Annotated in this window: 16 protein-coding genes and 1 riboswitch; of the genes, 8 read left to right on the plus strand and 8 right to left on the minus strand. The window is 66.0% G+C overall.

From position 1 onward, the window contains the following. Positions 1-160 precede the first annotated feature (160 nt). Positions 161-1,552: an MFS transporter gene (locus tag DVS29_RS09255; RefSeq protein WP_118180158.1), complete on the minus strand. Its 1,392-nt coding sequence runs from the start codon at positions 1,550-1,552 to the stop codon at positions 161-163. A 96-nt stretch (positions 1,553-1,648) separates the two neighbouring features. On the opposite strand from DVS29_RS09255, the gene DVS29_RS09260 reads away from it, so the two are divergent. Both DVS29_RS09260 and DVS29_RS09265 read left to right on the plus strand, forming a co-directional pair. Continuing rightward, a complete protein-coding gene (locus tag DVS29_RS09260; protein WP_118180159.1) occupies positions 1,649-2,572 on the plus strand; it encodes a LysR family transcriptional regulator in 924 nt (307 codons plus the stop codon). Between the two features lie 175 nt (positions 2,573-2,747). Beyond that, complete coding sequence (locus tag DVS29_RS09265; protein ID WP_118180160.1) at positions 2,748-3,767, plus strand: alcohol dehydrogenase; 1,020 nt, start codon at positions 2,748-2,750, stop codon at positions 3,765-3,767. 24 nt (positions 3,768-3,791) lie between these two features. On the opposite strand, the gene DVS29_RS09270 is transcribed toward DVS29_RS09265, so the two are convergent. Beyond that, a complete protein-coding gene (locus DVS29_RS09270) occupies positions 3,792-5,036 on the minus strand; it encodes a DUF1479 domain-containing protein (RefSeq protein WP_118180161.1) in 1,245 nt (414 codons plus the stop codon). A gap of 98 nt (positions 5,037-5,134) precedes the next feature. Between DVS29_RS09270 and DVS29_RS09275 the strand changes: the two genes are divergently transcribed. Then, a complete protein-coding gene (locus tag DVS29_RS09275; protein ID WP_118180162.1) occupies positions 5,135-6,097 on the plus strand; it encodes a helix-turn-helix domain-containing protein in 963 nt (320 codons plus the stop codon). A gap of 166 nt (positions 6,098-6,263) precedes the next feature. After that, positions 6,264-7,283: an SGNH/GDSL hydrolase family protein gene (locus tag DVS29_RS09280; RefSeq protein WP_118180163.1), complete on the plus strand. Its 1,020-nt coding sequence runs from the start codon at positions 6,264-6,266 to the stop codon at positions 7,281-7,283. On the opposite strand, the gene DVS29_RS09285 is transcribed toward DVS29_RS09280, so the two are convergent. The 4 genes from DVS29_RS09285 to cobW all read right to left on the minus strand — a co-directional run bounded on the left by DVS29_RS09285 (position 7,277) and on the right by cobW (position 14,060). Then, complete coding sequence (locus tag DVS29_RS09285) at positions 7,277-7,927, minus strand: vWA domain-containing protein (protein WP_205962420.1); 651 nt, start codon at positions 7,925-7,927, stop codon at positions 7,277-7,279. The genes DVS29_RS09280 and DVS29_RS09285 overlap by 7 nt on opposite strands. A 113-nt stretch (positions 7,928-8,040) precedes the next feature. Next, positions 8,041-9,156, minus strand: coding sequence for a magnesium chelatase ATPase subunit I (locus DVS29_RS09290; protein WP_118180164.1), 1,116 nt, complete (start codon positions 9,154-9,156; stop codon positions 8,041-8,043). Then, positions 9,153-12,965 (minus strand): cobaltochelatase subunit CobN, encoded by a 3,813-nt coding sequence (gene cobN, locus DVS29_RS09295; RefSeq protein ID WP_118180165.1) that lies wholly within the window; start codon positions 12,963-12,965, stop codon positions 9,153-9,155. Before cobN ends, DVS29_RS09290 begins: the two co-directional genes overlap by 4 nt. Positions 12,966-12,971: 6 nt before the next feature. Further along, positions 12,972-14,060 carry a cobalamin biosynthesis protein CobW gene (cobW, locus tag DVS29_RS09300; protein WP_118180166.1) on the minus strand — a complete coding sequence of 363 codons (1,089 nt, stop codon included), beginning with the start codon at positions 14,058-14,060 and terminating at the stop codon, positions 12,972-12,974. Positions 14,061-14,209: 149 nt separating this feature from the next. Further along, positions 14,210-14,509: riboswitch (cobalamin riboswitch) on the minus strand. Between the two features lie 161 nt (positions 14,510-14,670). Between cobW and DVS29_RS09305 the strand changes: the two genes are divergently transcribed. The 4 genes from DVS29_RS09305 to bluB are packed head-to-tail and all read left to right on the plus strand — an operon-like array spanning position 14,671 to position 17,660. Beyond that, the gene (locus tag DVS29_RS09305; protein ID WP_118180167.1) at positions 14,671-15,123 is read left to right on the plus strand and encodes a cobalamin biosynthesis protein; all 453 of its coding nucleotides are present in this window, start codon (positions 14,671-14,673) and stop codon (positions 15,121-15,123) included. Then, positions 15,120-15,722, plus strand: coding sequence for a cob(I)yrinic acid a,c-diamide adenosyltransferase (gene cobO / locus DVS29_RS09310; protein ID WP_118180168.1), 603 nt, complete (start codon positions 15,120-15,122; stop codon positions 15,720-15,722). The genes DVS29_RS09305 and cobO overlap by 4 nt, the downstream gene beginning before the upstream one ends. A gap of 2 nt (positions 15,723-15,724) precedes the next feature. Continuing rightward, positions 15,725-17,023, plus strand: coding sequence for a cobyrinic acid a,c-diamide synthase CobB (locus DVS29_RS09315; RefSeq protein ID WP_118180169.1), 1,299 nt, complete (start codon positions 15,725-15,727; stop codon positions 17,021-17,023). Beyond that, positions 17,007-17,660 carry a 5,6-dimethylbenzimidazole synthase gene (bluB, locus tag DVS29_RS09320; protein ID WP_118180170.1) on the plus strand — a complete coding sequence of 218 codons (654 nt, stop codon included), beginning with the start codon at positions 17,007-17,009 and terminating at the stop codon, positions 17,658-17,660. The genes DVS29_RS09315 and bluB overlap by 17 nt, the downstream gene beginning before the upstream one ends. Here bluB and DVS29_RS09325 read toward each other — a convergent pair whose 3' ends face one another. Both DVS29_RS09325 and DVS29_RS09330 read right to left on the minus strand, forming a co-directional pair. After that, complete coding sequence (locus DVS29_RS09325; RefSeq protein WP_118180171.1) at positions 17,661-18,338, minus strand: DUF4136 domain-containing protein; 678 nt, start codon at positions 18,336-18,338, stop codon at positions 17,661-17,663. 56 nt (positions 18,339-18,394) lie between these two features. After that, positions 18,395-20,824, minus strand: coding sequence for a CHASE2 domain-containing protein (locus DVS29_RS09330; RefSeq protein ID WP_118180172.1), 2,430 nt, complete (start codon positions 20,822-20,824; stop codon positions 18,395-18,397). Positions 20,825-20,878 lie beyond the last annotated feature (54 nt).

Raw genomic sequence — 20,878 nt, forward strand, 5'->3', positions numbered from 1 at the left:
GCCTTGCCTTCATTCACGAAGCTTTCCTGAAGCTGGCCTGCTGCATCATCTGTTGGCGCCACCTTCAAAAATCATTTTGTTAACGCTTCTAAGCCACAGCGGCGCGTTGTCTGGCCCGGTCAAGAACTCGAACACGTGACCGGGCCGGCCACGCCAGGCGCTAGCAAGCCGCCCCCGTTCGCGCATCACGACGCGCCGCTTTCAACCCTCCCACCGCAATCGCGACACCAACCATCATCACCGCCGCAGCCAGCCCGACAGCCACATGCAACCCACGCATCAAGCCGCCCGTCTGGTCCCCAAGCAACGCACCGAACACACCCACGCCTAGCGCACCGCCGATCTGACGCGCGGTGTTCAGCACGCCGGAAGCGATGCCGACGGATCGCGACTCGACATGCGCAAGTATCGCGGTGTTGATCGAAGGCACCGCGAGTGCAACGCCAACGCCGATCGCCAGCAACGGCACCGTAATCGCGACATCGCTGCTGTGAACCTCGACGAGCCCTAGCGACAGAAAGCCAAGCGCCGCCAATGCTTGCCCGGCGATCATCGGAAGACGATAGCCAAAGCGCGCGGTGAGCGCGCCGGATGCGAGATTGGCCACGGTCACGACGGCCGTCATCGGCAAAAAGGCGAGACCGGTCTCCAGCGGCGTGTACTTCCGGACGTTCTGGAAATACAGGCTCATCGCGAACATCAGGCCGTAGTAACCGAAGTTGAGCGCGAGCCCGACCAGCGAACTCACGTTGACCGCCGGTATCTGGAAGAGCGCAAGTGGCAGCATCGGTTGCCGTTGCCGTGCTTCAACGAGCACGAACAACAAGCCGGACGCAACGAAACCACCGATACCGCCAAGCACCGCCGCGCTTCCCCAGCCCAACCGTCCGCTTTCCACTACAGCGAACATCAGCGCGCCCAACGACACGACCGCCAGCGTCTGTCCAGTCAGATCGATATGACGCGTTGCATCACGAACGGTATCGGGCGCATGTCTCAACGTGAGCCAGATACCGGCAATACCGAACGGCACATTGATCAGAAAGATGCTCGGCCAGCCGAACCGCGTGATCAGCACGCCGCCCACGACGGGACCCGCACCAAGCGCAAGCGCCGCCGTTCCCGCCCAGATGCTCACCGCCTTCGCGCGCGACCGCGGTTCTGGAAAACTCGCGCTGAGCAGCGCAAGCGAAGACGGCACGCACAGCGCCGCGCCGACGCCCTGCACCGCCCGTGCCGCGATCAGCACAGCAGCGCCGGACGCGAACCCACACGCAACGGACGCGAGCGTAAACAACGCAAAGCCTGCGACGAACACGCGCCGTGCGCCCATCCGATCGCCCAGCGCGCCCGCGCTGAGCAGGAGGCTCGCGAACGCCAGCGTGTACGCGTTGAGCACCCACTCGAGCCCGGTGGCGCTAATGGATAACGCTTCGCGAATGCGCTCGAGCGCGACGTTCACAACCGTGACGTCGAGACAGATGATGACGAAGCCAAGACTGGTGACAAGCAGCGCAAGTCGTGGCGAAGGCGTGGAGTGGTGTCGGTGCATGATGAGCGGTGCAGATTGGACTGAAACCACTCTATTCCCTCAGTCACGCTTGATAAACCGCCTGCAGATGCGCACAGAACCCACTAATATCGGGGAATGGATCTCCTCAAAGCGATGACCGTGTTCGTGCGCGTGGTCGAAACCGGCAGCCTCACGGCGGCGGGAATCGCGTGCGATCTGTCGCCGACGATGGTCGGCAATCATCTTCAGGCGCTGGAGGCCAGGCTCGGTACGCGGCTCATTCATCGCACCACGCGCAAGCAGCAGATCAGCGCATTCGGGCAGGCCTACTACGAGCGTTGCGTGGAAATCCTCGGTCTCGTCGATGACGCGGAACGGCTGGCGCTCGATCATCTCGCGACGCCGCGCGGGCGCCTGCGCGTCACCGCGCCCGTGATCTTCAGCAACGAGTGCCTGATTCCCGCTATCGCGGAATATTGCGAGCGCTATCCGGAAGTACAGCTCGACGTGGTTGCGTCGGACATGCTGTCGGACCTGATCGAAGATGGCTTCGAAGCGGCGATTCGCATCGGCACGCTTCAAGACCCGGACCTCGTCGCGCGCCCTTTGCGGCCGTATCGTCTGGTGCTGTGCGCGTCGCCAGCGTATCTCGCTGCGAACGGCGCGCCGGCCGCGCCTGACGATCTTCGCTCGCATCAATGTCTGACGTATGCGTACCCGCCGCGCTCCGAATTCCGCGCGGCGCGGCCCGAATGGCCGCTCTCCGGTCCGCATGGACGCATCAGTGTGCCGGTGGATGGACGGCTGAAAATCGACAACTCGGAAGCGCTGCGACGGGCCGTGCTTGCCGGCATGGGCATCGCGATGCTGCCGGCCATTCTGGTGGACGCGGACATTCAGTCGAAGCGTCTCGTCGAAGTGCTGCCGAATCACGCCGCGCCGGACCGGTCGCTGAACCTCCTTTATCTGCGTGACCGGCAGATGTCACCCAAGCTTCGCAGCTTCGTCGATTTCATCGTCGAGCGCTTTGGCAGCGCATCCGATTTTCAAACGCAGTAAATCGTCCTGGGCTTTTCGCGACGACGAATTACCATGCTTCTTTAGCAGCTGCGATGTTTTCTCCAAAGGAACGTTCCCCATCACGCGGCGGGATTGCAGATTGCTGTCCCGCGTCATTCGTGTGCGGCCCGCGATACTCACCGCGCACGGCCCAACCCATGCGAAGGAGCGAACGATGCGAAAGATGCAGGCAGTGCAGGTAGCGAAAGCCGGCGGTCCGCTGGAAATCGTCGAACGCGATGTGCCGGAGCCGTCCGATGGCCATGTGCTGATCAAGGTGCACGCGTGCGGTATCTGTCATAGCGACATGTTCACGAAGGAAGGCCAGTGGCCGGGGCTGCAGCTTCCGCGCATACCGGGTCACGAAATCTCGGGCGTGATCGACAAGATGGGCGCGGGCGTCGAAGGGTGGAAGGAGGGACAACGCGTCGGCGTGGGCTGGCATGGCGGGCATTGCGGCCATTGCGAGCGCTGCCGGCATGGCGATTTCGTGGCCTGCGCGAACGCGCTCATTCCTGGCATCAGCTACGACGGCGGTTACGCGGAATACATGGTCGCGCCGCAGGAAGCGCTCGCGCGCATGCCGGACGATCTGTCCGACGTCGACGCGGCGCCGTTGCTGTGCGCGGGCATCACCACGTTCAACGCGCTGCGCAACAGCGGCGCGCGGGCGGGCGACGTGGTCGCGGTGCTGGGTGTCGGCGGTCTTGGACATCTCGGCGTGCAGTACGCGCGCCAGATGGGCTTCGTCACCGCGGCGATCGCGCGTGGACAGGATAAGGCGCCGCTCGCGAAGCAGCTCGGCGCGCATCACTATATCGACAGCGAAAAACAGAACGTCGCCGAAGCCTTGCAGGCGCTTGGCGGTGCACGCGTGATCCTCGCAACGGCGACGAGCGGCAAGGCGATGAGCGCCGCGTTGGGCGGCCTCGGCCTCAACGGCAAGATGATCATGGTGGGCGTGTCCGAAGAGCCGGTCGAAGTGTCGATCGTGCAGTTCGTGATGGGCCGCAATTCGGTGCAGGGCTGGCCCTCCGGCACCGCGGCGGATTCGCAGGAAACGCTCGCGTTCAGCGCGCTTTCCGGTGTAAAACCGATGACCGAGGAATACCCGCTATCGCGCGCCGCGGAAGCGTACGACCGCATGATGAGCGGCAAGGCGCGCTTCCGCGTAGTGCTGACGCCGGGCAAGTGAACCGCACGAAGCACGCGCCTCGTGCTACAGATCGCAGCCCATCTGCGCGCGGCCGAGCGGCGTCAGGTCGTCGGCCGTCGCGCGCCCGACGAAATCGACCTCGAAATGGTCGGTCGGAAAATCGGGCGGACTCTTGCCTTCCAGAAGCGCGGGCAACTGACGCTTCAGATACGCATCGTTCTTCGCACATGAGGGCGCCGACGCGATATACATCACGTTGCTATAGCCGTTGCCGCGATGCGCGTCTTCGACCGCGTGAATCACGTCGCTATGCCAGAACACCGTGTCGCCCGCCTGCATCAACGGAATGGACGACAGCGCGTCGAACAGCGGCGCGTGATACTGGCTCTTGATCGATAGCGCGCGGCCTGGCATCGCGCCGCACAGATCGTCGTCGGCCACATCGTCCTGCAGCGCGCGCAGAAGGATATAGACCATCGCGTTCGCGATCGGCACGAGTTGCAGCGTGCCGTCGCCAGGGCCTTGCGGCGTGAGCGCGGTCCATCCCTGAAACGTGCGGAACATCGAGCACACCGCGGGCGAAGGAATCTCCTCGACCTGCGTCCGGTACGCGGCATCGAACGGATCGTAAGCACGCCAGTTCCCGGAAAACACGTGGCGATACACCTGGCGGAAATTCGCTTCGATCCAGCGTTCGACCGATCCGCCATCGCAATGCGCGGACAAACCCAGCGATTCTGAACCCGGCGGCCGGCGGCGCAAGCGATCGGCGTAGACCGGCACGCGATCCGGATCGAAATGCACACGCCCTTCGCTCTCGGTGCGCCAGAGCCGGTTCAGGAACACGCGCGCCCGCGTGAGCTCCTGCGACTGCCTGGCAAGCACCTGCGGCTTCGACCAGTACACGCCGTAAATCTGCGGTTTGCTCGACGCCAGCTGCCCGAAGTATTTGTCTTCCGCACGGTTCAGCAGCTTCGCGTCGAGATCGTTGCGCTCCACGTAGTTCGCGATCTCGTCGTCCCACTGCTCGACGAGCGAGCGGTCGAACACTTTGCGGATCACGCACGCGCCGCGCGCTTTCACTAGCGCGATCTGCTCCGCGCTTACGCGATTCGCGACGATGTCGTCGAACTGGATTTCAGGAATGACGGGTTCGCCGCGCTCGCGCAGCTTCGCAAGATGCTGTGCTTCCGCGTTCATCGCGGCCTCGACCTCGGCAAAGACCGCCTTGTAGTTCGGCAGCATCTCGCGCAGCTCGCGCTTCGCGTTTCTGATGGCTGCTGGCAGGTCATCGATCTGCAATGCCATTGCGTCGTCTCCATGTCGTGATTTCGATAGATGGAAGCGTACGCCGGCACGACTACGCGTAGTGATAATATCCAGTCAATTGCTTCGTATATCCAGCCATGAAACCCGCCTACGAATACGTCGACTTCGGCGAGCGCTGTTCGGTCCGGATCTATAACCGGCGGCTGCCGAAAATTCCGTTCGAGTGGCATCACCACCCCGAGTACGAACTGACGCTGACCATGAACAGTCAGGGCAAACGCTACATCGGGGATTCAGTCACGGTATATGGCGACGACGATCTCGTGCTCGTGCCGCCGGACATGCCGCATACGTGGGCTTCAAATCGCTCGATCGAACCGTCGAGCGCCCAGGTGGCGATCGTCATCTGGTTCGACGGCGCATGGGTGCGCCGCTTCGCGGACCTCTGCCCGGAATACGCCGATCTGCGCAACCTGTTGCGGCGCGCGGCATGCGGACTCGCGTTCGAATCCGGCGCGGGTACGCGCATGCGCGAACAGCTGGACCGGCTGCTTTCGGCTAATGCGCGCGAACGGCTGTCGGCGGTGCTGGATGTGCTGGTATGGCTGTCCGATCTGCCTGCCGCGCAGCTTGCTTCGCCGAGCGCGTTCGATGCGCGCGTCGGTGCGCCTTCGGGTTACGAACCTGAACAACTCAACCGCGTGCTCGCGCTGATCGATACGCAGTTCGCGCAGCCGTTGCCTCTTGCGACGCTCGCAAACGCGGCCGGACTCTCCGAGCGATCGCTGACGAGACATTTTGCGCAGCATCTCGGCGAAAGCGTCGGGCAGTACATCGCGCGTGTGAGGATCGGACACGCGTGCCGGATGCTGACCGATACGCAGCTGCCCGTTTCCGTGGTGGCGGCACGCTCCGGATTTTCGAACGTGTCGAACTTCAACCGGCAGTTCAAGGCGACGAGAGCATTGACGCCCGTCGCGTATCGCCAGCAGTTCACCGGCGCGAAGCGCGCTGAAGAAGCAACGCATTCTCTCGATGAACGCTCGCCTTCTCTCGAAGCGAGGCGAACTACCGCCGGGAGACGTAAATATCACGTCTAGCAGCTAAACCGTTGCAACGCGCACAGCTTACCAATAGCTGTCAGAAACTGACGGCGCATCATTCTTGCTTACCGATACTTCCAGCCGCATCGCTGCTATCCACAGCCGGCGGCCAACCACCCACGAGGGCACATCGGCCCGGTCAAGCGGTGGGCACGGAGGAGCGATGCGTCATACCAAACCAGGGGCTCGTACTGCAATTTCTGCCGTGCTGATTGCACTGCTTACCTCATGCGGCGGTGGCGGCCACTCAAGCAGTAGCAGCAGCTCATCGACGCCGGCCGGCGGAATCCATCTGCAGGTCGTCTCGTTCGGCGACAGTCTGTCGGACGTCGGCACCTACGCGCCGCTCGCGAGCGCCGTCGGCGGCGGCCGCTTCACCACCAACCCAGGCCAGGTGTGGGACCAGGACGTCGCGCAGTATTACGGCGACACGCTCACGGCCGCCTTCACGATCGACGTCGGACATGAGCTCAGCGCGCAGAGCGGCCTGGGCTACGCGGAAGGCGGCTCCACCGTCGCGACGCCCGCCAACCAGTATCAGTTCCTGACCGACGTGATCGGCAACGTCGAAATGCCGGTGAACCAGCAGCTGTCGAGCTATCTGTCCGCGCATGGCAGCTTCAATTCGAACCAGCTGGTGCTGGTCTGGGCCGGCGCGAACGACGTGCTGCGCGCGGGCAGTCCGCCCGCCGCCAACACGACCGTGCAGACCGCGGCCACCACACTCGCGCAACTCGTCACGCAGATCGTGCAGAACGGCGCCACGCACGTCGTGGTGGTGAACGTGCCCAACATCGGACTCTCGCCCGACGGCCTCAAACAGTCCGATGGCGGTGCGAACTTCACGCAGCTGTCGCAGCTGTTCAACTCGACGCTGACCTCCGCGCTGCAGACCGACGGCGTGCAGAGCAAGGTGATCATGGTCGATTCGTACACGTGGACCACGCAGACCATCGCGAACTATCAGGCGAACGGCTTTACGGTGTCCAACACCGCGCAAGCCTGCGACCCGTCTAAAACGCCTGACGACACGTCGCTGCTCTGTTCGCCGGCCACTTACGTATCGTCAAACGCGGACCAGACCTACATGTTCGCCGACGAACTTCACCCGACCACCCATATGCACGCGCTGTTCGCGCAGTACGTGGAGCAGCAGATCGCGGCCAGCGGGCTCGGTCATTGATCAGGTGAACGAATATCCCGCCCGTGGTGCGCGATCAGCGCTTCGGGCCGGATGCATTCCGCGTCCCATTCGCCGGCGAGGCGTTCGCACCGCCGCAACGGCACCGCGGCCCGCTCGAAATCGACGAACACGATGCGATCGGCGTGCCGCGGCCGTTGCGGCGTATCCGTGCTGCGTCCATCGGACAGCACCCACAGCCAGCGCCGCTGCACGGCATCACGCCGCGCGGCTTGCGTGAGCAGCTGGTCCGCGCGCGCGATGCCGAGCGCGAGCGGCGTGCCGCCTCCGCCGCCCACCGGGCGCAGCCAGCGTTCGTTCCACCAGCGCGGCACCGCAGGCCCGAAGCGCAGCTCGGCCGACGTGCCGCCGAAACAGACGAGCGCGGCCTCCGCGCGCTGCAACCCCGCGCGATCGAACAGCGCGATCAGCAATCCCTTCGCGAGCGCAAGCTGCTCGCCGCCCAGCATCGAGCCCGAGCAGTCGAGCGCGAAGCAATGCAGCACACGTTCTGGCGGCGTGCGTTTGCGGTAGCGCAGATGATCGGGCGCGAGCGCGCGATCGCGCTTGAGCAGCAACGTGGCCGACCATGCGATCGACGCGCTGCCGCGTTCGTCGCGCGCGACAATGCGCGGGCGTTCGCCCATGCGTGACGACGCGCGTCGCGGCGAAGCCGCGAACACTGCAGCGCGCGTAGTATCGGACCGCCGGGCGCCGCTGGACAAGCGAGACATGTCCGCGGCCGCGCGTTCCCGGCGGTTCAGCGTTTTTTTGGGTGCAGCGGAATGACGCCCTTCACCTGCGTGGTGCCGACGGGTTCCGGCGGGAGATAACCCCAATCGCTTTGTGCGTGGCTCGCATGGTTAGTGTGGCCGGGGTCCGCATCATCGGGCGTTGACGGATCGGAAAGCTGTGCAGCATGCCCGCGATCCGCACGTTCGCCTTGCGGTTTCGCATCGGCAGCATCGAGCCGTTCGTTCGACGCCCGCGCTTCAACACTCACGCCACCATCGCGCCGACGATGACACAACACGCTCTCCGCTACTCGGTCCACATGCGCGACCGTCACCGCATCGGCTGCTTCGAATGCGGCGAGCGCACGCGCGGCACGCAGCATCGTGAGATCGGCGCGCACGCCGTCGACTTGCGCCGCGACGCACAGCGCACTCACACGCTCATGCACTTCATCGCTCCACGCAAGCGTCGCAATTGCATCGCGCGCGCATTGCACGCGCTCGCGCAACGTGCGCTGTTCGCCATCGCACTGCGCGCGGAACGCATGCGGGTCGGCATCGAACGCTAGCCGCGTCCGGACGATCCGCTGTCGCAGCGCGACGTCGAAGCCGCTGTCCAGTGCGACCATCAAACCGAAACGGTCGATCAGTTGCGGCCGCAGTTCGCCCTCTTCCGGATTCATCGTGCCGATCAGCACGAAACGCGCATCGTGCGAATGCGAGATGCCGTCGCGCTCCACCGAGTTGACGCCGCTCGCGGCCGCATCGAGCAGCAGGTCGACGAGCGCATCCGGCAGCAGGTTCACTTCGTCCACGTACAGCACGCCGCCGTGCGCCTGCGCGAGCAGCCCCGGCGAAAATCGCACCGACGCATCGCGCAGCGCGCTTTCGATATCGAGCGTGCCCGTCAGCCGCTCCTCGCTCGCGCCGAGCGGCAGCGTGACGAAGCGCCCTTCCGGCAGCAATTCGGCGAGTGCGCGCGCCGCCGTCGACTTCGCGGTGCCGCGCGGCCCACTGACCAGCACACCGCCCAGCGCCAGGTCGATCGCCGCGAGCAGCAGCGCCTGCTGCAACGCCGCCTGGCCGACCAGTGCGGTGAACGGAAACGGCAGCGCAACAGGCGTCGTCATGGACGTCGTCATGATGGGGTGTGTCCTTCGATATGCTGGCCGCTTTCAAGCAGATGGCGTTCGATCTGCTCGCGATACGCGCCGGGCGTCTGCCACAAGCCACGCTGGATCGCTTCCAGCAGCCGCTCGCAGATGCCGTGCAGCGCGTGCGGATTGTGCTGCCGCAGAAAATCGCGCGTGGCCGGGTCGTTCAGATACGCATCGGTCACGAGCGCGTATTGATGATCTGCCACGACGCGCGCCGTCGCATCGTAGCCGTACAGATAGTCGACCGTCGCCGCAATTTCGGCGGCGCCCTTGTAACCGTGCCGCTTTACGCCGTCGATCCACTTCGGGTTCACGACGCGCGAGCGGATCACGCGCGCAATCTCTTCTTTCAACGTGCGAAGCTTCGGCGCAGCCGGATTGCTGTGATCGGCGTGATAGACGTGCGGCTGTTCGCCCGCGAGGTGTCGCACGGCAGCGACCATGCCGCCCTGGAACTGGTAGTAGTCGTTCGAATCGAGCACGTCGTGTTCGCGGTTGTCCTGATTCTGCAGCACCACGTCGAGTGCCGCGAGCCGCCGGCCGAATGCATCGCGCGCGGCTTCCCCGGTGCTGCGCTGCGCGTATGCGAAGCCGCCCCAGCTCTGGTACGCATGCGCGAGATCGGCGTCGGTCTGCCATTGCCGCGAGTCGATCAGGTCCTGCAGGCCCGCGCCGTACGCGCCAGGCCGCGCGCTGAACACGCGCCAGCCGGCACGCTGCCGCGCTTCGTCGGGCGCGATGCCCTGCGCGACCAGCGCATCGCGTTCCTGCATCACGCGCGCGCGGATCGGGTTCACGTCCGCGGGTTCGTCGAGTTCCGCGACGGCCTGCACGGCTGCATCGAACAGATGCATCACGTTCGCGAACGCATCGCGGAAGAAGCCGGACACGCGCAGCGTGACGTCGATGCGCGGCCGGTCGAATGCCGCGATCGGCATGATCTCGAAGTCCGTCACGCGGTGACTGCCGGGTGCCCACTTCGGCCGCACGCCGAGCAGCGCGAGCGCCTGCGCGATGTCGTCGCCGCCGGTGCGCATCGTCGCGGTGCCCCATACCGAAAGACCGATCGCGCGCGGATAGTCGCCGTGGTCCTGCAGATGACGCTCGATCAGTTGCTGCGCGGACTTGAGCCCGAGCGACCACGCGGCCTGAGTTGGAATCGCGCGCGTATCGACCGAATAGAAATTGCGGCCAGTCGGCAACACGTCGGGACGCCCGCGTGACGGCGAGCCGCTCGGCCCTGGCGGCACGAAACGACCTTCAAGACCGCGTCGCAGATGACGCATCTCTTCGCGGCCACACGCATCGAGACGCGGCAGTACGTCGTCCTGCAGGCGTTGCAGCACCGCGTTCGTGTGTTCGAGCGGCACGTCGTGCAGATCAGCCGGCTCGTCGGCGTGCGCAATACGGCCGCACATCGAGTCGAGCATCGCGGACGCGAGCAGTTCGAGCCGCTCGCGCGTATCGCCGCAATGGCGCCACGGCGCATCGCTGATGCGTTGCAAGGGCGCGGGACGTGGTCCTTGCCATGGCGCAGCCCAATCCACCGTCAGCGGATCGAGGAAGTGCGCGATATTGAAGTCGCGCGCGAGCGCATCGACGAGCCCCGCGTTACCACGCTGCCCATCGCCCACCGGAAAGCGCGCGAGCGCGAGCAGCGTATCGCGGCGTTGCACACCCTCCGGCGATTCGCCGAACGTATGCAGCCCATCGCGGATCTGCGCTTCCTTCAGTTCGCACAGCCATGCGTCGACGCGCGTCAGCAGTTCGTCTTCCGCGTCCTGCCCCGAAGGCGCCGCGAGACTCAGCTCTTCGTGCAGCCGGTGCTCGACGATCGTCGCGAGAATGGTTTTGCGCAGCAGTTTCGCGCGCCGCGGATCCACCATCAATGCTTCGTAGTACTCGTCGACCTGGCGTTCGAGGTCCTGCAGCGGCCCGTAGCTCTCGGCGCGCGTCAGCGGCGGCATCAGGTGATCGACGATCACTGCCTGCGCGCGACGTTTGGCCTGGCTGCCTTCGCCCGGATCGTTGACGATGAACGGATACAGATGCGGCAGCGGCCCGAGCGCAAGGTCGGGCCAGCATGCGTTGGACAACGCGACGCTCTTGCCCGGCAGCCATTCCAGATTGCCGTGCTTGCCGATGTGCACGATCGCATCGATGCCGAAACGCTCGCGCAGCCACACGTAGAACGCGAGGTACGCATGCGGCGGCACGAGGTCCGCGTCGTGATAGGTCGCGTAGTCGTTGCGATCGTGCGTGCGCGCCGGCTGGATACCGATGAAAACGTGCCCACAGCGCCAGCCCGCGATCATGAAACGACCGCGACGCACGGTCGGATCCTGTTCGGGCGGCCCCCAGCGTTCGATCAGCGCTTGCTGCGCGTCCTGCGGCAAGCGGCGGAAATGCGCGAGATAGTCGTCGAGCGAAAGGCTCTGCAGTGCCGGACGCAGATCGCGCACCGCGGGATCGTTCGTGACGCCTTCCGTGAGCGTGTGCATCAGTGCATCGCCATCGTCGGGCAACGCATCGACGCGATAGCCCGCATCGCGCAGCATCCGCAGAATGCCGACCACCGACGCTGGCGTATCGAGCCCCACGCCGTTGCCGATGCGGCCTTCACTCATCGGGTAGTTCGCGAGAATCAGTGCGAGCCGCTTCTCCGCGTTCGCGGTGACGCGCAGATGGCACCAGCGCCGGCTCAGTTCCGCGACGAACTCGATCCGCTCGTGATCCGGCTGGTAGCGCGCCACGTCGACTTCGGTCAGCGGACAGCGATACGCAAGCCCCTTGAAGCTGATCGCGCGCGTGATGATGCGGCCATCCACTTCGGGCAGCGCGACGTGCATCGCGATGTCGCGCGAGTTCAGGCCGTGGTTGTCCTTCACCCACGCTTCGCGGTTGCCGCCGCTCAGGATCACCTGCAGCACTGGCGCGTCGCCGGCAATCTCGAGCGGCGCGGGGTCGTCGATCGCCGATGCGGCGAACGCGGTGGTATTCAGCACCAGCGATACGTCGTGCCGCGCGCACAACTGCTGGACGACGTCGCGGCTCACGTCGTCTTTCAGCGACGTGATCGCGATCGGCAACGCGTTGAGGCCGTGTGAGTCGAGCGCTTCGATCAGCGCGTCGAACACGGCCGTGTTCGCGGCCTGCAGATGCGCGCGATAGAAGAGGATCGCGACGACCGGCGCGCCGGGGCGCCAGCGGGTCTGCCAGTCGGCGACCGTCGGCACGTCGCGCGCCGGATGGTAGAGCGTCGCGGCGGGCAGCGGCGCGGGCGGCGCCGGCTCGCGACCCCAGCCAAACGCGCTGAACGCGATCTGCCGCAGGAACGCCTCCGCGTTCAGCGGTCCACCTTCACGCAGATAGCGCCACAGCCGCTGGCACAGCGTGGCGTCCGCAGTGCTGCGCGCAAGCAGGTTCGGATCTTCCTGCAGGTCGCCCGAAAACATCGCGAGCAGTTGCCGTTTGCGCGCGGCGAGTGCGACGACCTGCTCGATACCGTACGGCCAGTACGCTTCGCCGCCCAGATGATCGACGACCACCACCTTCGCGCGCTGCAGCACGTCGTCGACATAGAAGTCCACCGACGCGGGCTGCCGCAGGAACGTCACGTTCGCGAGCCTGAGGCTCGGGAAATCGCTACCCAGGCGCGGCGCGACGCTCGCGAGCAGCGACAGCGTGGTGTCGGCCGAACTCATCACGACGATGTCGGCGGGACGCTGGTCGATGCGGATCACGCCCGCCGTATCGTCGACGAAACCGCCCGGGACGGTGCGCAGCAGATGCATGCGTGACTACGCCTGCGACGCTTCCGCGGCGGACGCCGCGAGCGCTTCGTTCAGCGCGCGCTGCAGCGCGGGTTGGTCGAGGTCCTCGCCGATCAGCACGAAGCGGCTCGCGATGCCCGCTTCGTCGGCGCGCCAGCGGCGATCGAAGTAACTGTCGAAGCGGCGGCCCACGCCCTGGATCACGAGCCGCATCGGCGCGCCCGGCAACGCGGCGAAACCTTTCGCGCGGTAGATCGTGTGCGATTCGACGAGCGTCTGCAGCGCCGCGATGATCGTGTCGCGCGACTGCACGTGCGCTTCCACGACGACGGAATCGAAATCGTCGTGGTGATGATCGGGATCGTCGGCGGAGCCATGATGATCGTGGCGCAGATGGATCGTCTCTTCCGATGCCGACTCCAGCCCGAGCAGCGTGTGCAGATCGAGCTGCCCGTTCTGCGCGCGCACGATCTTCACCTGCGGTGGTACTTCTTCGCGAATCAGCGTTTCGACGGCGGCCTGCTGCGTATCGTCGAGCAGGTCGGTCTTGTTCAGGATCACGAGGTCTGCCGAGCCGAGCTGGTCTTCGAACAGCTCGTGCAGCGGCGATTCGTGATCGAGATTCGCGTCCGCTTTGCGCTGCGCGTCCACCGCTGCAGGATCGTCGGCGAACTGGCCGCTCGCGGCGGCCGGGCCATCCACCACCGTGACCACCGCGTCGACCGTGAAGCCGTTACGGATGGTCGGCCAGTTGAACGCCTGCACGAGCGGCTTCGGCAACGCGAGGCCCGAGGTTTCGATCAACACGTGATCGATCTCGCCGCGGCGCTCGACGAGCTTTTCCATTACGGGGAAAAACTCTTCCTGCACCGTGCAGCAGAGACACCCGTTCGCAAGCTCGTACAGTTGCCCTTCGGCTTCGTTACCGCTTTCGTCGCAGCCGATGCCGCAGCCGCGCAAAATCTCGCCGTCGATGCCGAGTTCGCCGAACTCGTTGACGATCACCGCGACCCGCAGGCCGCCCGCATGTTGAAGGATATGGCGCAGCAAGGTGGTCTTGCCGCTGCCGAGAAAGCCCGTGACGATGGTGACGGGAATCTTGCGCGCCTGTGTCATACAGACTCCGGTTGAGTGCTGGGGCACGCACTTCGATCGCTCGCCTGCGCAAGGCCGCGGGTTTCAGCATGGAGACGAAACGCGTGGTGGCAACGGCCGCACTGCGGCGATACGATGAAGTCGTGGACGAAACGCCGCATCCCCGCGACGTCAACTCCTGCCCTCCGGCCGGTATTCGGGCTGGCGAGAGCACCGCTTCTCCTTCCCGTGCACAACGCCAGGCGTTCGCACAGTGGATGATTCCGCACCGGCCGGATGCCGACGATGGACGACGGCGAATGGCAGACACGGCGAAGGCGGCTCTGCATCGCGTTGGCGATGCGTTCGCTTACCGCTGCGGGGGCAGCACAGGTTGGCCGGCGGCGCGATAGCGACGCGCGGCGCCCTGTTTCCCGTTTAACTGCGCGCGCAGGGCCGCGCGCGCGAGCACCAGAGTGCGTGCGAGTGTAGGCGCGCGGCCTCCGTGCGTCAAGGCAACGCACTGGCGCGCGGCTTGCCTGCAATCTCCGCGCAGGGTCCGTATGCTATCGTATGCGCCCATCGAAACGGGCTGCTGCTGCATGACGCCGGCTGCGTCCGCGCTCAACACCCGTACCTTCCCCAAACTCGCATGAACGATCACGCGGATGCACTGGCGCTCGGCATCGGTTGCCGGCGCGGCGTATCGGTCGGGCAGATCGAGCGCGCGGTGCGGGTGGCGCTCGGCACACGCGCGCTGAGCGACGTGAAACGCGTCGGCACGATCGGCGACAAACGCGACGAAGCCGCACTCGTCGCGTTCTGCGCAAGCCACGCACTGCCGCTCGTCACGTTCACCCGCGACGCGATCGCCACGCTGTTCAGCGCTAATGCACAGCTCGCGCATTCGGCAGCGGCGCGTGAATACCTGCAGGTCGATGGCGTATGCGAGCCATGTGCGCTGCTCGCGATGCCGGGCGGCACACTCGTCGTGCGCAAGCAGTCGTTCGATGGCGTGACGGTCGCGATCGCATCGGCCAGTTCGAACGCACAGACCACTTCGGCAACTTCAACAGAAGCACACAAGGATAAGAGCACACGATGAAAACCGATGAGGAATCGCATCTGCGAATGACGCAGCGGCGCCGCGAAGGCCACGAGAAAAAACAGGCCGCCGCGACTGTCGAGAAAGGCCTGCTGATCGTGCACACCGGTAACGGCAAGGGCAAAAGCACGGCGGCATTCGGCATGGCGGTGCGGATGCTCGGCCACGGCCAGCGTCTCGGCGTCGTGCAGTTCATCAAGGGCGCGCTGCACACGGCGGAGCGCGATTTCCTCGGCGCGCATGCGCAATGCGATTTTTTCACGATGGGCGACGGCTACACGTGGAATACGCAGAACCGCGATGCCGACATCGCGACCGCGCGCAAGGGCTGGGCCGAGGCGTGCCGGATGATTGACAGCGGCGAGTATCAGATGGTGATCCTCGACGAACTGAACACGGTGCTGAAGTACGAATACCTGCCGCTCGACGAAGTGCTCGGCGTGCTGCGTTCGCGTCCCGCGATGCTGCACGTCGTGATCACCGGCCGGCATGCGCCGGATGAGCTGGTCGAAGCCGCCGATCTCGTCACCGAGATGCGCCTCGTCAAGCATCCGTATCGCGAGCAAGGCGTGAAAGCGCAGCGCGGCGTGGAGTTCTGAGCGTGCCCGCGTGTCCGGCGCTCTTCATCAGCGCGCCCGCGTCGGGTCAGGGCAAGACCACGATCACCGCGGGCCTCGCGCGGCTGCATCGGCGCGCGGGCCGGCGCGTGCGCGTGTTCAAGACCGGCCCGGATTTTCTCGACCCGATGATTCTCGCGCACGCGAGCGGCGCGCCCGTCGAATCGCTGGACCTGTGGATGGTTGGTGAAGCCGCGTGCCGTGCATTGCTCGCGCAGGCCGCGGCAAGCGCGGACCTGATCCTGATCGAAGGCGTGATGGGTCTCTTCGACGGCACGCCGAGCAGCGCCGATCTCGCCACGGCGTTCAACGTACCGGTTGCCGCGGTGATCAACGCGAAGGCGATGGCGCAGACCTTCGGCGCGGTCGCGTTCGGTCTTGCCCGCTTTCGGCCCGAGGTGCCGTTTCATGGCGTGCTCGCGAATCGCGTCGGCTCGCCGCGCCATGCGCAGATGCTCGCCGAAGTGCTGCCCGCCGAGATCGGCTGGCTGGGTCACGTAGGCGCATCGAGCGAAATCGAATTGCCGGAGCGGCATCTCGGGTTGCATCAGGCCGACGAGATCGCCGGGCTCGACGCGCGCCTCGACCGTGCGGCCGATGCACTTGCACAGACCGCGCTCGCCGCGCTGCCGCCCGCGGTCGAATTCGCTCACGAAGAACCCGCAGCGGTGCCGACATTGCTTGAAGGCATGCACATCGCGGTCGCTCGCGATGCCGCGTTCTCGTTCATCTACCCCGCGAATCTCGCGCTGCTCACGGCACTCGGCGCGCGCGTCACGATGTTCTCGCCGCTCGCCAACGAGCCCGCGCCCGCCGATGCCGATGCGCTCTATCTGCCGGGCGGCTACCCCGAGCTGCACGTTGCAACGCTCACGGCCGCCGCACGCACGGCCGCATCGATCCGCGCGCACGCGGCAGCGGGCAAACGCATCGTCGCGGAATGCGGCGGCATGCTGTACCTGCTCGAACGCCTGACGACGCGCGACGGCGCAACGAGCGCGATGCTCGGTCTGATCCCCGGAGAGGCCGCGATGCAGCCGCGCTTCACCGCGCTCGGCATGCAGCAGCTCGACGGCGCGCACGGCCCGTTGCGCGGCCACACGTTCCACTACTCGAAGATCGCGACGCCGCTCGCGCCGCTGATCCGCGCGACCAATCCACACACCGACGTGCCTGGCGAAGCGCTCTATCGCGAGGGGGCGATCGTCGCGACCTATATGCACGGCTACTGGCCATCGAATCCCGCGTTCGCCGCGGCGCTCTTTCATGACGACACCTTTTGACGACGCCGAGCGCGCGGCGGTCTATCGCGCGATCCACGAACGGCGCGACATGCGTCACTTCGTACGCGATCCGGTCGATGCAGCCGTGCTGCAACGTCTGCTCGACGCCGCGCATCACGCGCCGAGCGTCGGCTACATGCAGCCGTGGCGGATCGTGCGGATCACCGACCCCGCGCTGCGCGACGCGCTGCATGCAGGGGTCGAACGTGAACGGCAGCGTACCGCCGACGCGCTCGGCCAACGCCGCGACGAGTTCATGAAGCTGAAGGTGGAAGGCATGCGCGAGTGCGGCGAGCTGCTGGTCGTCGCGCTGATGGATGGGCGCGAACGTCATGTGTTCGGGCGCCGCACGCTGCCGGAGATGGATCTTGCGTCGGTGGCGTGCGCGATCCAGAACATGTGGCTCGCGGCGCGCGCCGAAGGGCTCGGCATGGGCTGGGTGTCGCTGTTCGACATCGACGAAGTGAGAACGCTATTGCGCATGCCGCCGGGCGCGAAGCCGGTCGCGATCCTGTGCCTCGGGCACGTGGCCGCGTTCTATCCCGAACCGATGCTGGAGACCGAGCGCTGGGCGACGCGTTTGCCTTTGCAGGAATGCGTGTTCGACAACGCGTGGCCTTTGAAGCCACGCGAGTGACTAGCGCTGCATAGCCGGCGTAACCGGCATGACTGACACCACCGCCGGCGTATGCGTGTCGTCGTCGACACGCAGCTTCACGCGCCATTGTCCTGCGCTTTCAAACGGAAACTTCGCGAGCGCGCTTTTCACGAGACCCGGCAACGCGTGCGCCGGATCGGCATCGCGGTCATCAAGCATCGCGCTGACCTTGTAGACCTCCGCGCCTGTCGCGCGATCGAAGAAGCGCAGCGACAGCGCATGCCGGTATGTCTGTCGCCCGAACCACGCTGCTCCCGGCGATGCCTGCGCGCCGCATCCGGTATCGGCAGCGCTGGCTGACTCGGGCGCGCTGCAATCGCCGGTATGCACATTGACCGTCGTGGGCCGGGTCGCATACGCGATCGACAGCACGTAGTGCGCCGTATCCGATTCGTCGTCGACGAGGCCGTAGCCTGCAAGCTGATCGCGTAGCAGCGCTTCATACTGCGGGTGATCCACCGCTCCTTCCTGGGAAGGCATGCGCGCAACGCGATACGTCTGCGCGCCGGGCAGCTTCACCGCAGTGCCCGCGGCGACAGTCGTCGTGGCCACCCCTGCAACGCCCGACGCATGCACGTCCGCCTCGATCCCCGCACAGCCGCCGAGGCACAACAACGCTACCGCGAGTACAGCGTATTGAACCGGTCCAATTTTCATTGCTTCGTACTCCCTCGCTTCGTTTTTCTTCGTTCTTCCCGCCTGCGCGTGCAAACTCACCAACCGGTCGCCGGTTCCTCCGCCACCGGCAGCGCGATCGTCACGGCCGTGCCCACGCCCGGTTCGCTCGCCACTTCAACTTCGCCGCCGTGTCGCAACACGACCGTTCGCACGAAGGCCATGCCGAGCCCGATACCGTCGATGGCCGGATGCTCGCTCGCATGGAAACGGCGGAACGGCTCGAACATCCGCGCCTGCTGCTCGGCCGACATCCCGTAGCCCTGGTCGAGAATCGTGCAAGCAACCCGTTCCGGCACGCCGTCGCGCGCGCCCATCGTACAGGCGATGCGCGTGCCGGTCGGGCTGTATTTGACTGCGTTGTTCAGCAGGTTCACGAGTGCGCGCGTCATCAGCGAGCGGTCCGCGTGGATCCAGAACGCGCCGGTGTCGTCGAGCTGCGCATCGAGCTGGATCTGCTTCGCGTGCGCCTGCGGCCACACCTCGTCGCTCGCATCGATCATCAGATCCGCGAAATTGACAGGTTCGAGCGCGTACGCCTGCGACTCGGCGCGCGCGAGCTGCACGAAATCGTCGGCGAGCGTCAGCGAACGCTGCGCGTAGCGCTCGATGCGTTCGAGCAGATCGCGCACCTGCGCAGGCTCGATCGTGCCGCTGCCCTGTGCCGCGCGCGAATCGATCAGCGCACGCTCGATCTCGACGAGCGCGAGAATCGACGCCTGCGGCGAGCGCATGTCGTGCGACAGCAGCCGCAATGCGTCCTCGCGGGTCCGCTCGGCCGCGTGCAGCGCGCTCACCTCGACGAGACCCGCGATCCAGCCGCTCGCCTCGCCTTCCGCATTGGTGCAGCGCGCGTAGCGCAGCAGATGGTCGCGGCCGCTGCTGTCGCGCACTTCGATGCCGGTATCCATCGCCGCGGCGAATTCGCTGCGCACCGGATCGAGCACCGTCGGCCAGTGCGTGCGCACGAGCGTCTCGACCTCCGCGTCGACGTCGATCGTCTTGATGAAGGTCAGCTCGCCGAACGCGTCGCGCATGCGCCGGCCTTCCGGCATCGGCGCGCCCAGCCGCGTGAAATGCGCTTTCGCCGCGTGGTTCGCGATCAGCACGATCCCGTTCAGATCGCTGACGAGGATCGGCTCGGGCATGCTGTCGAGACTGTCCCACACGAAGCGCTTCATGTCCTGCACGCGCTGCGCGGCCTGCGCCATCAGCGCCATGTGCTGCTCCAGCACATCGCCGCCGAACTCGTGGCGTGCGCGCGGCGCTTCGGGCAGCAGATAAGGTTCGTCGGCGAGCCGTTGGAGTTCCTTGCGCAGATACGACATCGTCATTTCGAGGCGGCGCCAGTTCCACAGCGGATACACGGCGATCAGCCCGACGATTGCCGGCACCGGCGACATCCACAGCCGCGCGCCGTACAGCAGCAGCGCGCTGCAGCCAAACGCGAGCGCGGCGAGACCGAGCGTCAGCAAGAGCGAACGGCGCGGCGACAGCACGAGAAAACCGGCGAGCAGCACCGCGAGCGGCAGCAGCGAGAGCGCCGCGACGGGCCACGCGCGCAGCGGCTCGATCTCGCGGCCGGTCAACAGCGCATCGAGCACGTTCGCGTGGATATCGACACCGGGCAGCGGGCCGAGCCGGCCGGACACCGGCGTCGCGAACCGATCGTAGAGACCCGATGCGGTCACGCCGACCAGCACGATGCGGTTGCGCAGCGTCGATGCGGGCACGTCGCCCGCGAGCACGCTCGCGAACGACACGCGCGCGTACGCATCGGACTGCGGACTGAACGGAATCAGGAAGCGCCCTTCGTCGCCGCCGCCCGGCACACGCTGCCCGGCGGGATCGGGCGGATGCGCGAGACGCAGCGCGCCGCGTTCGGCCGCGCGCCACACCGGCACCACGATATGCGGCCAGCGCGCGTCGCCTTCGAACATCGCGATGCTGCGCACGATACCGTCGCCGTCCACTTCGAGGTTGATATGACCGAGGCCGGCGGCGCGTGTCGCGAGCGGCGCGACCGGTTCGACGACGCTGCGCGCGCCGTGATTGTCCGCGGGCGCCAGCAGCACCGGCAGATAGACCGGCTTCCCCGTCAGCGCATCCGCGAGCAGCGCATCGTCCGCCGAGGGTTCGGTGAACAGCACGTCGTAGACGATCGCGGCTGGCTGCGCGCGCTGCAGCTGTTCGAGAAAACGCGCGTGCACGGCGCGCGACCAGGGCCAGCGGCCGAGCGCCGCGATGCTCGCGTTGTCGATCTCGACGATCACGATGTCGCGCGACACCGGCACCGTGCGCAGCGTCAGCAACGCGTCGTAGACGAGGCGGTTCAGGCCCGTGGTGAGGCCGCCCGCCGCGCTCCACAGAATCAGCGCGATACCGAAGCACGCGACCACGCACCATTCGCCGACGAAGCGTCGCCGGTCGACGGAGCGGCCCGGAAAGGCGCGTGGATCAGTGCTCATCGAATGGGTTCATCACGCGTTCGTCGTTCGCCGGCTGGGGCACGCGCCCTCGGC

This window comes from Paraburkholderia phosphatilytica, assembly GCF_003443895.1.
Lineage (GTDB): Bacteria > Pseudomonadota > Gammaproteobacteria > Burkholderiales > Burkholderiaceae > Paraburkholderia > Paraburkholderia phosphatilytica.

What these genes read in the sequence shown, in the direction of transcription:
- DVS29_RS09280 (WP_118180163.1), top strand. Translation starts at nt 6,264, where the DNA reads ATGCGTCATACCAAACCAGGGGCTCGTACTGCAATTTCTGCCGTGCTG.
- cobN (WP_118180165.1), bottom strand. Translation starts at nt 12,965, where the DNA reads ATGCATCTGCTGCGCACCGTCCCGGGCGGTTTCGTCGACGATACGGCG.
- DVS29_RS09255 (WP_118180158.1), bottom strand. Translation starts at nt 1,552, where the DNA reads ATGCACCGACACCACTCCACGCCTTCGCCACGACTTGCGCTGCTTGTC.
- DVS29_RS09330 (WP_118180172.1), bottom strand. Translation starts at nt 20,824, where the DNA reads ATGAGCACTGATCCACGCGCCTTTCCGGGCCGCTCCGTCGACCGGCGA.
- DVS29_RS09265 (WP_118180160.1), top strand. Translation starts at nt 2,748, where the DNA reads ATGCGAAAGATGCAGGCAGTGCAGGTAGCGAAAGCCGGCGGTCCGCTG.
- DVS29_RS09285 (WP_205962420.1), bottom strand. Translation starts at nt 7,927, where the DNA reads ATGGGCGAACGCCCGCGCATTGTCGCGCGCGACGAACGCGGCAGCGCG.
- DVS29_RS09325 (WP_118180171.1), bottom strand. Translation starts at nt 18,338, where the DNA reads ATGAAAATTGGACCGGTTCAATACGCTGTACTCGCGGTAGCGTTGTTG.
- DVS29_RS09290 (WP_118180164.1), bottom strand. Translation starts at nt 9,156, where the DNA reads ATGACGACGTCCATGACGACGCCTGTTGCGCTGCCGTTTCCGTTCACC.
- cobO (WP_118180168.1), top strand. Translation starts at nt 15,120, where the DNA reads ATGAAAACCGATGAGGAATCGCATCTGCGAATGACGCAGCGGCGCCGC.
- bluB (WP_118180170.1), top strand. Translation starts at nt 17,007, where the DNA reads ATGACGACACCTTTTGACGACGCCGAGCGCGCGGCGGTCTATCGCGCG.
- DVS29_RS09275 (WP_118180162.1), top strand. Translation starts at nt 5,135, where the DNA reads ATGAAACCCGCCTACGAATACGTCGACTTCGGCGAGCGCTGTTCGGTC.
- DVS29_RS09305 (WP_118180167.1), top strand. Translation starts at nt 14,671, where the DNA reads ATGAACGATCACGCGGATGCACTGGCGCTCGGCATCGGTTGCCGGCGC.
- DVS29_RS09260 (WP_118180159.1), top strand. Translation starts at nt 1,649, where the DNA reads ATGGATCTCCTCAAAGCGATGACCGTGTTCGTGCGCGTGGTCGAAACC.
- cobW (WP_118180166.1), bottom strand. Translation starts at nt 14,060, where the DNA reads ATGACACAGGCGCGCAAGATTCCCGTCACCATCGTCACGGGCTTTCTC.
- DVS29_RS09270 (WP_118180161.1), bottom strand. Translation starts at nt 5,036, where the DNA reads ATGGCATTGCAGATCGATGACCTGCCAGCAGCCATCAGAAACGCGAAG.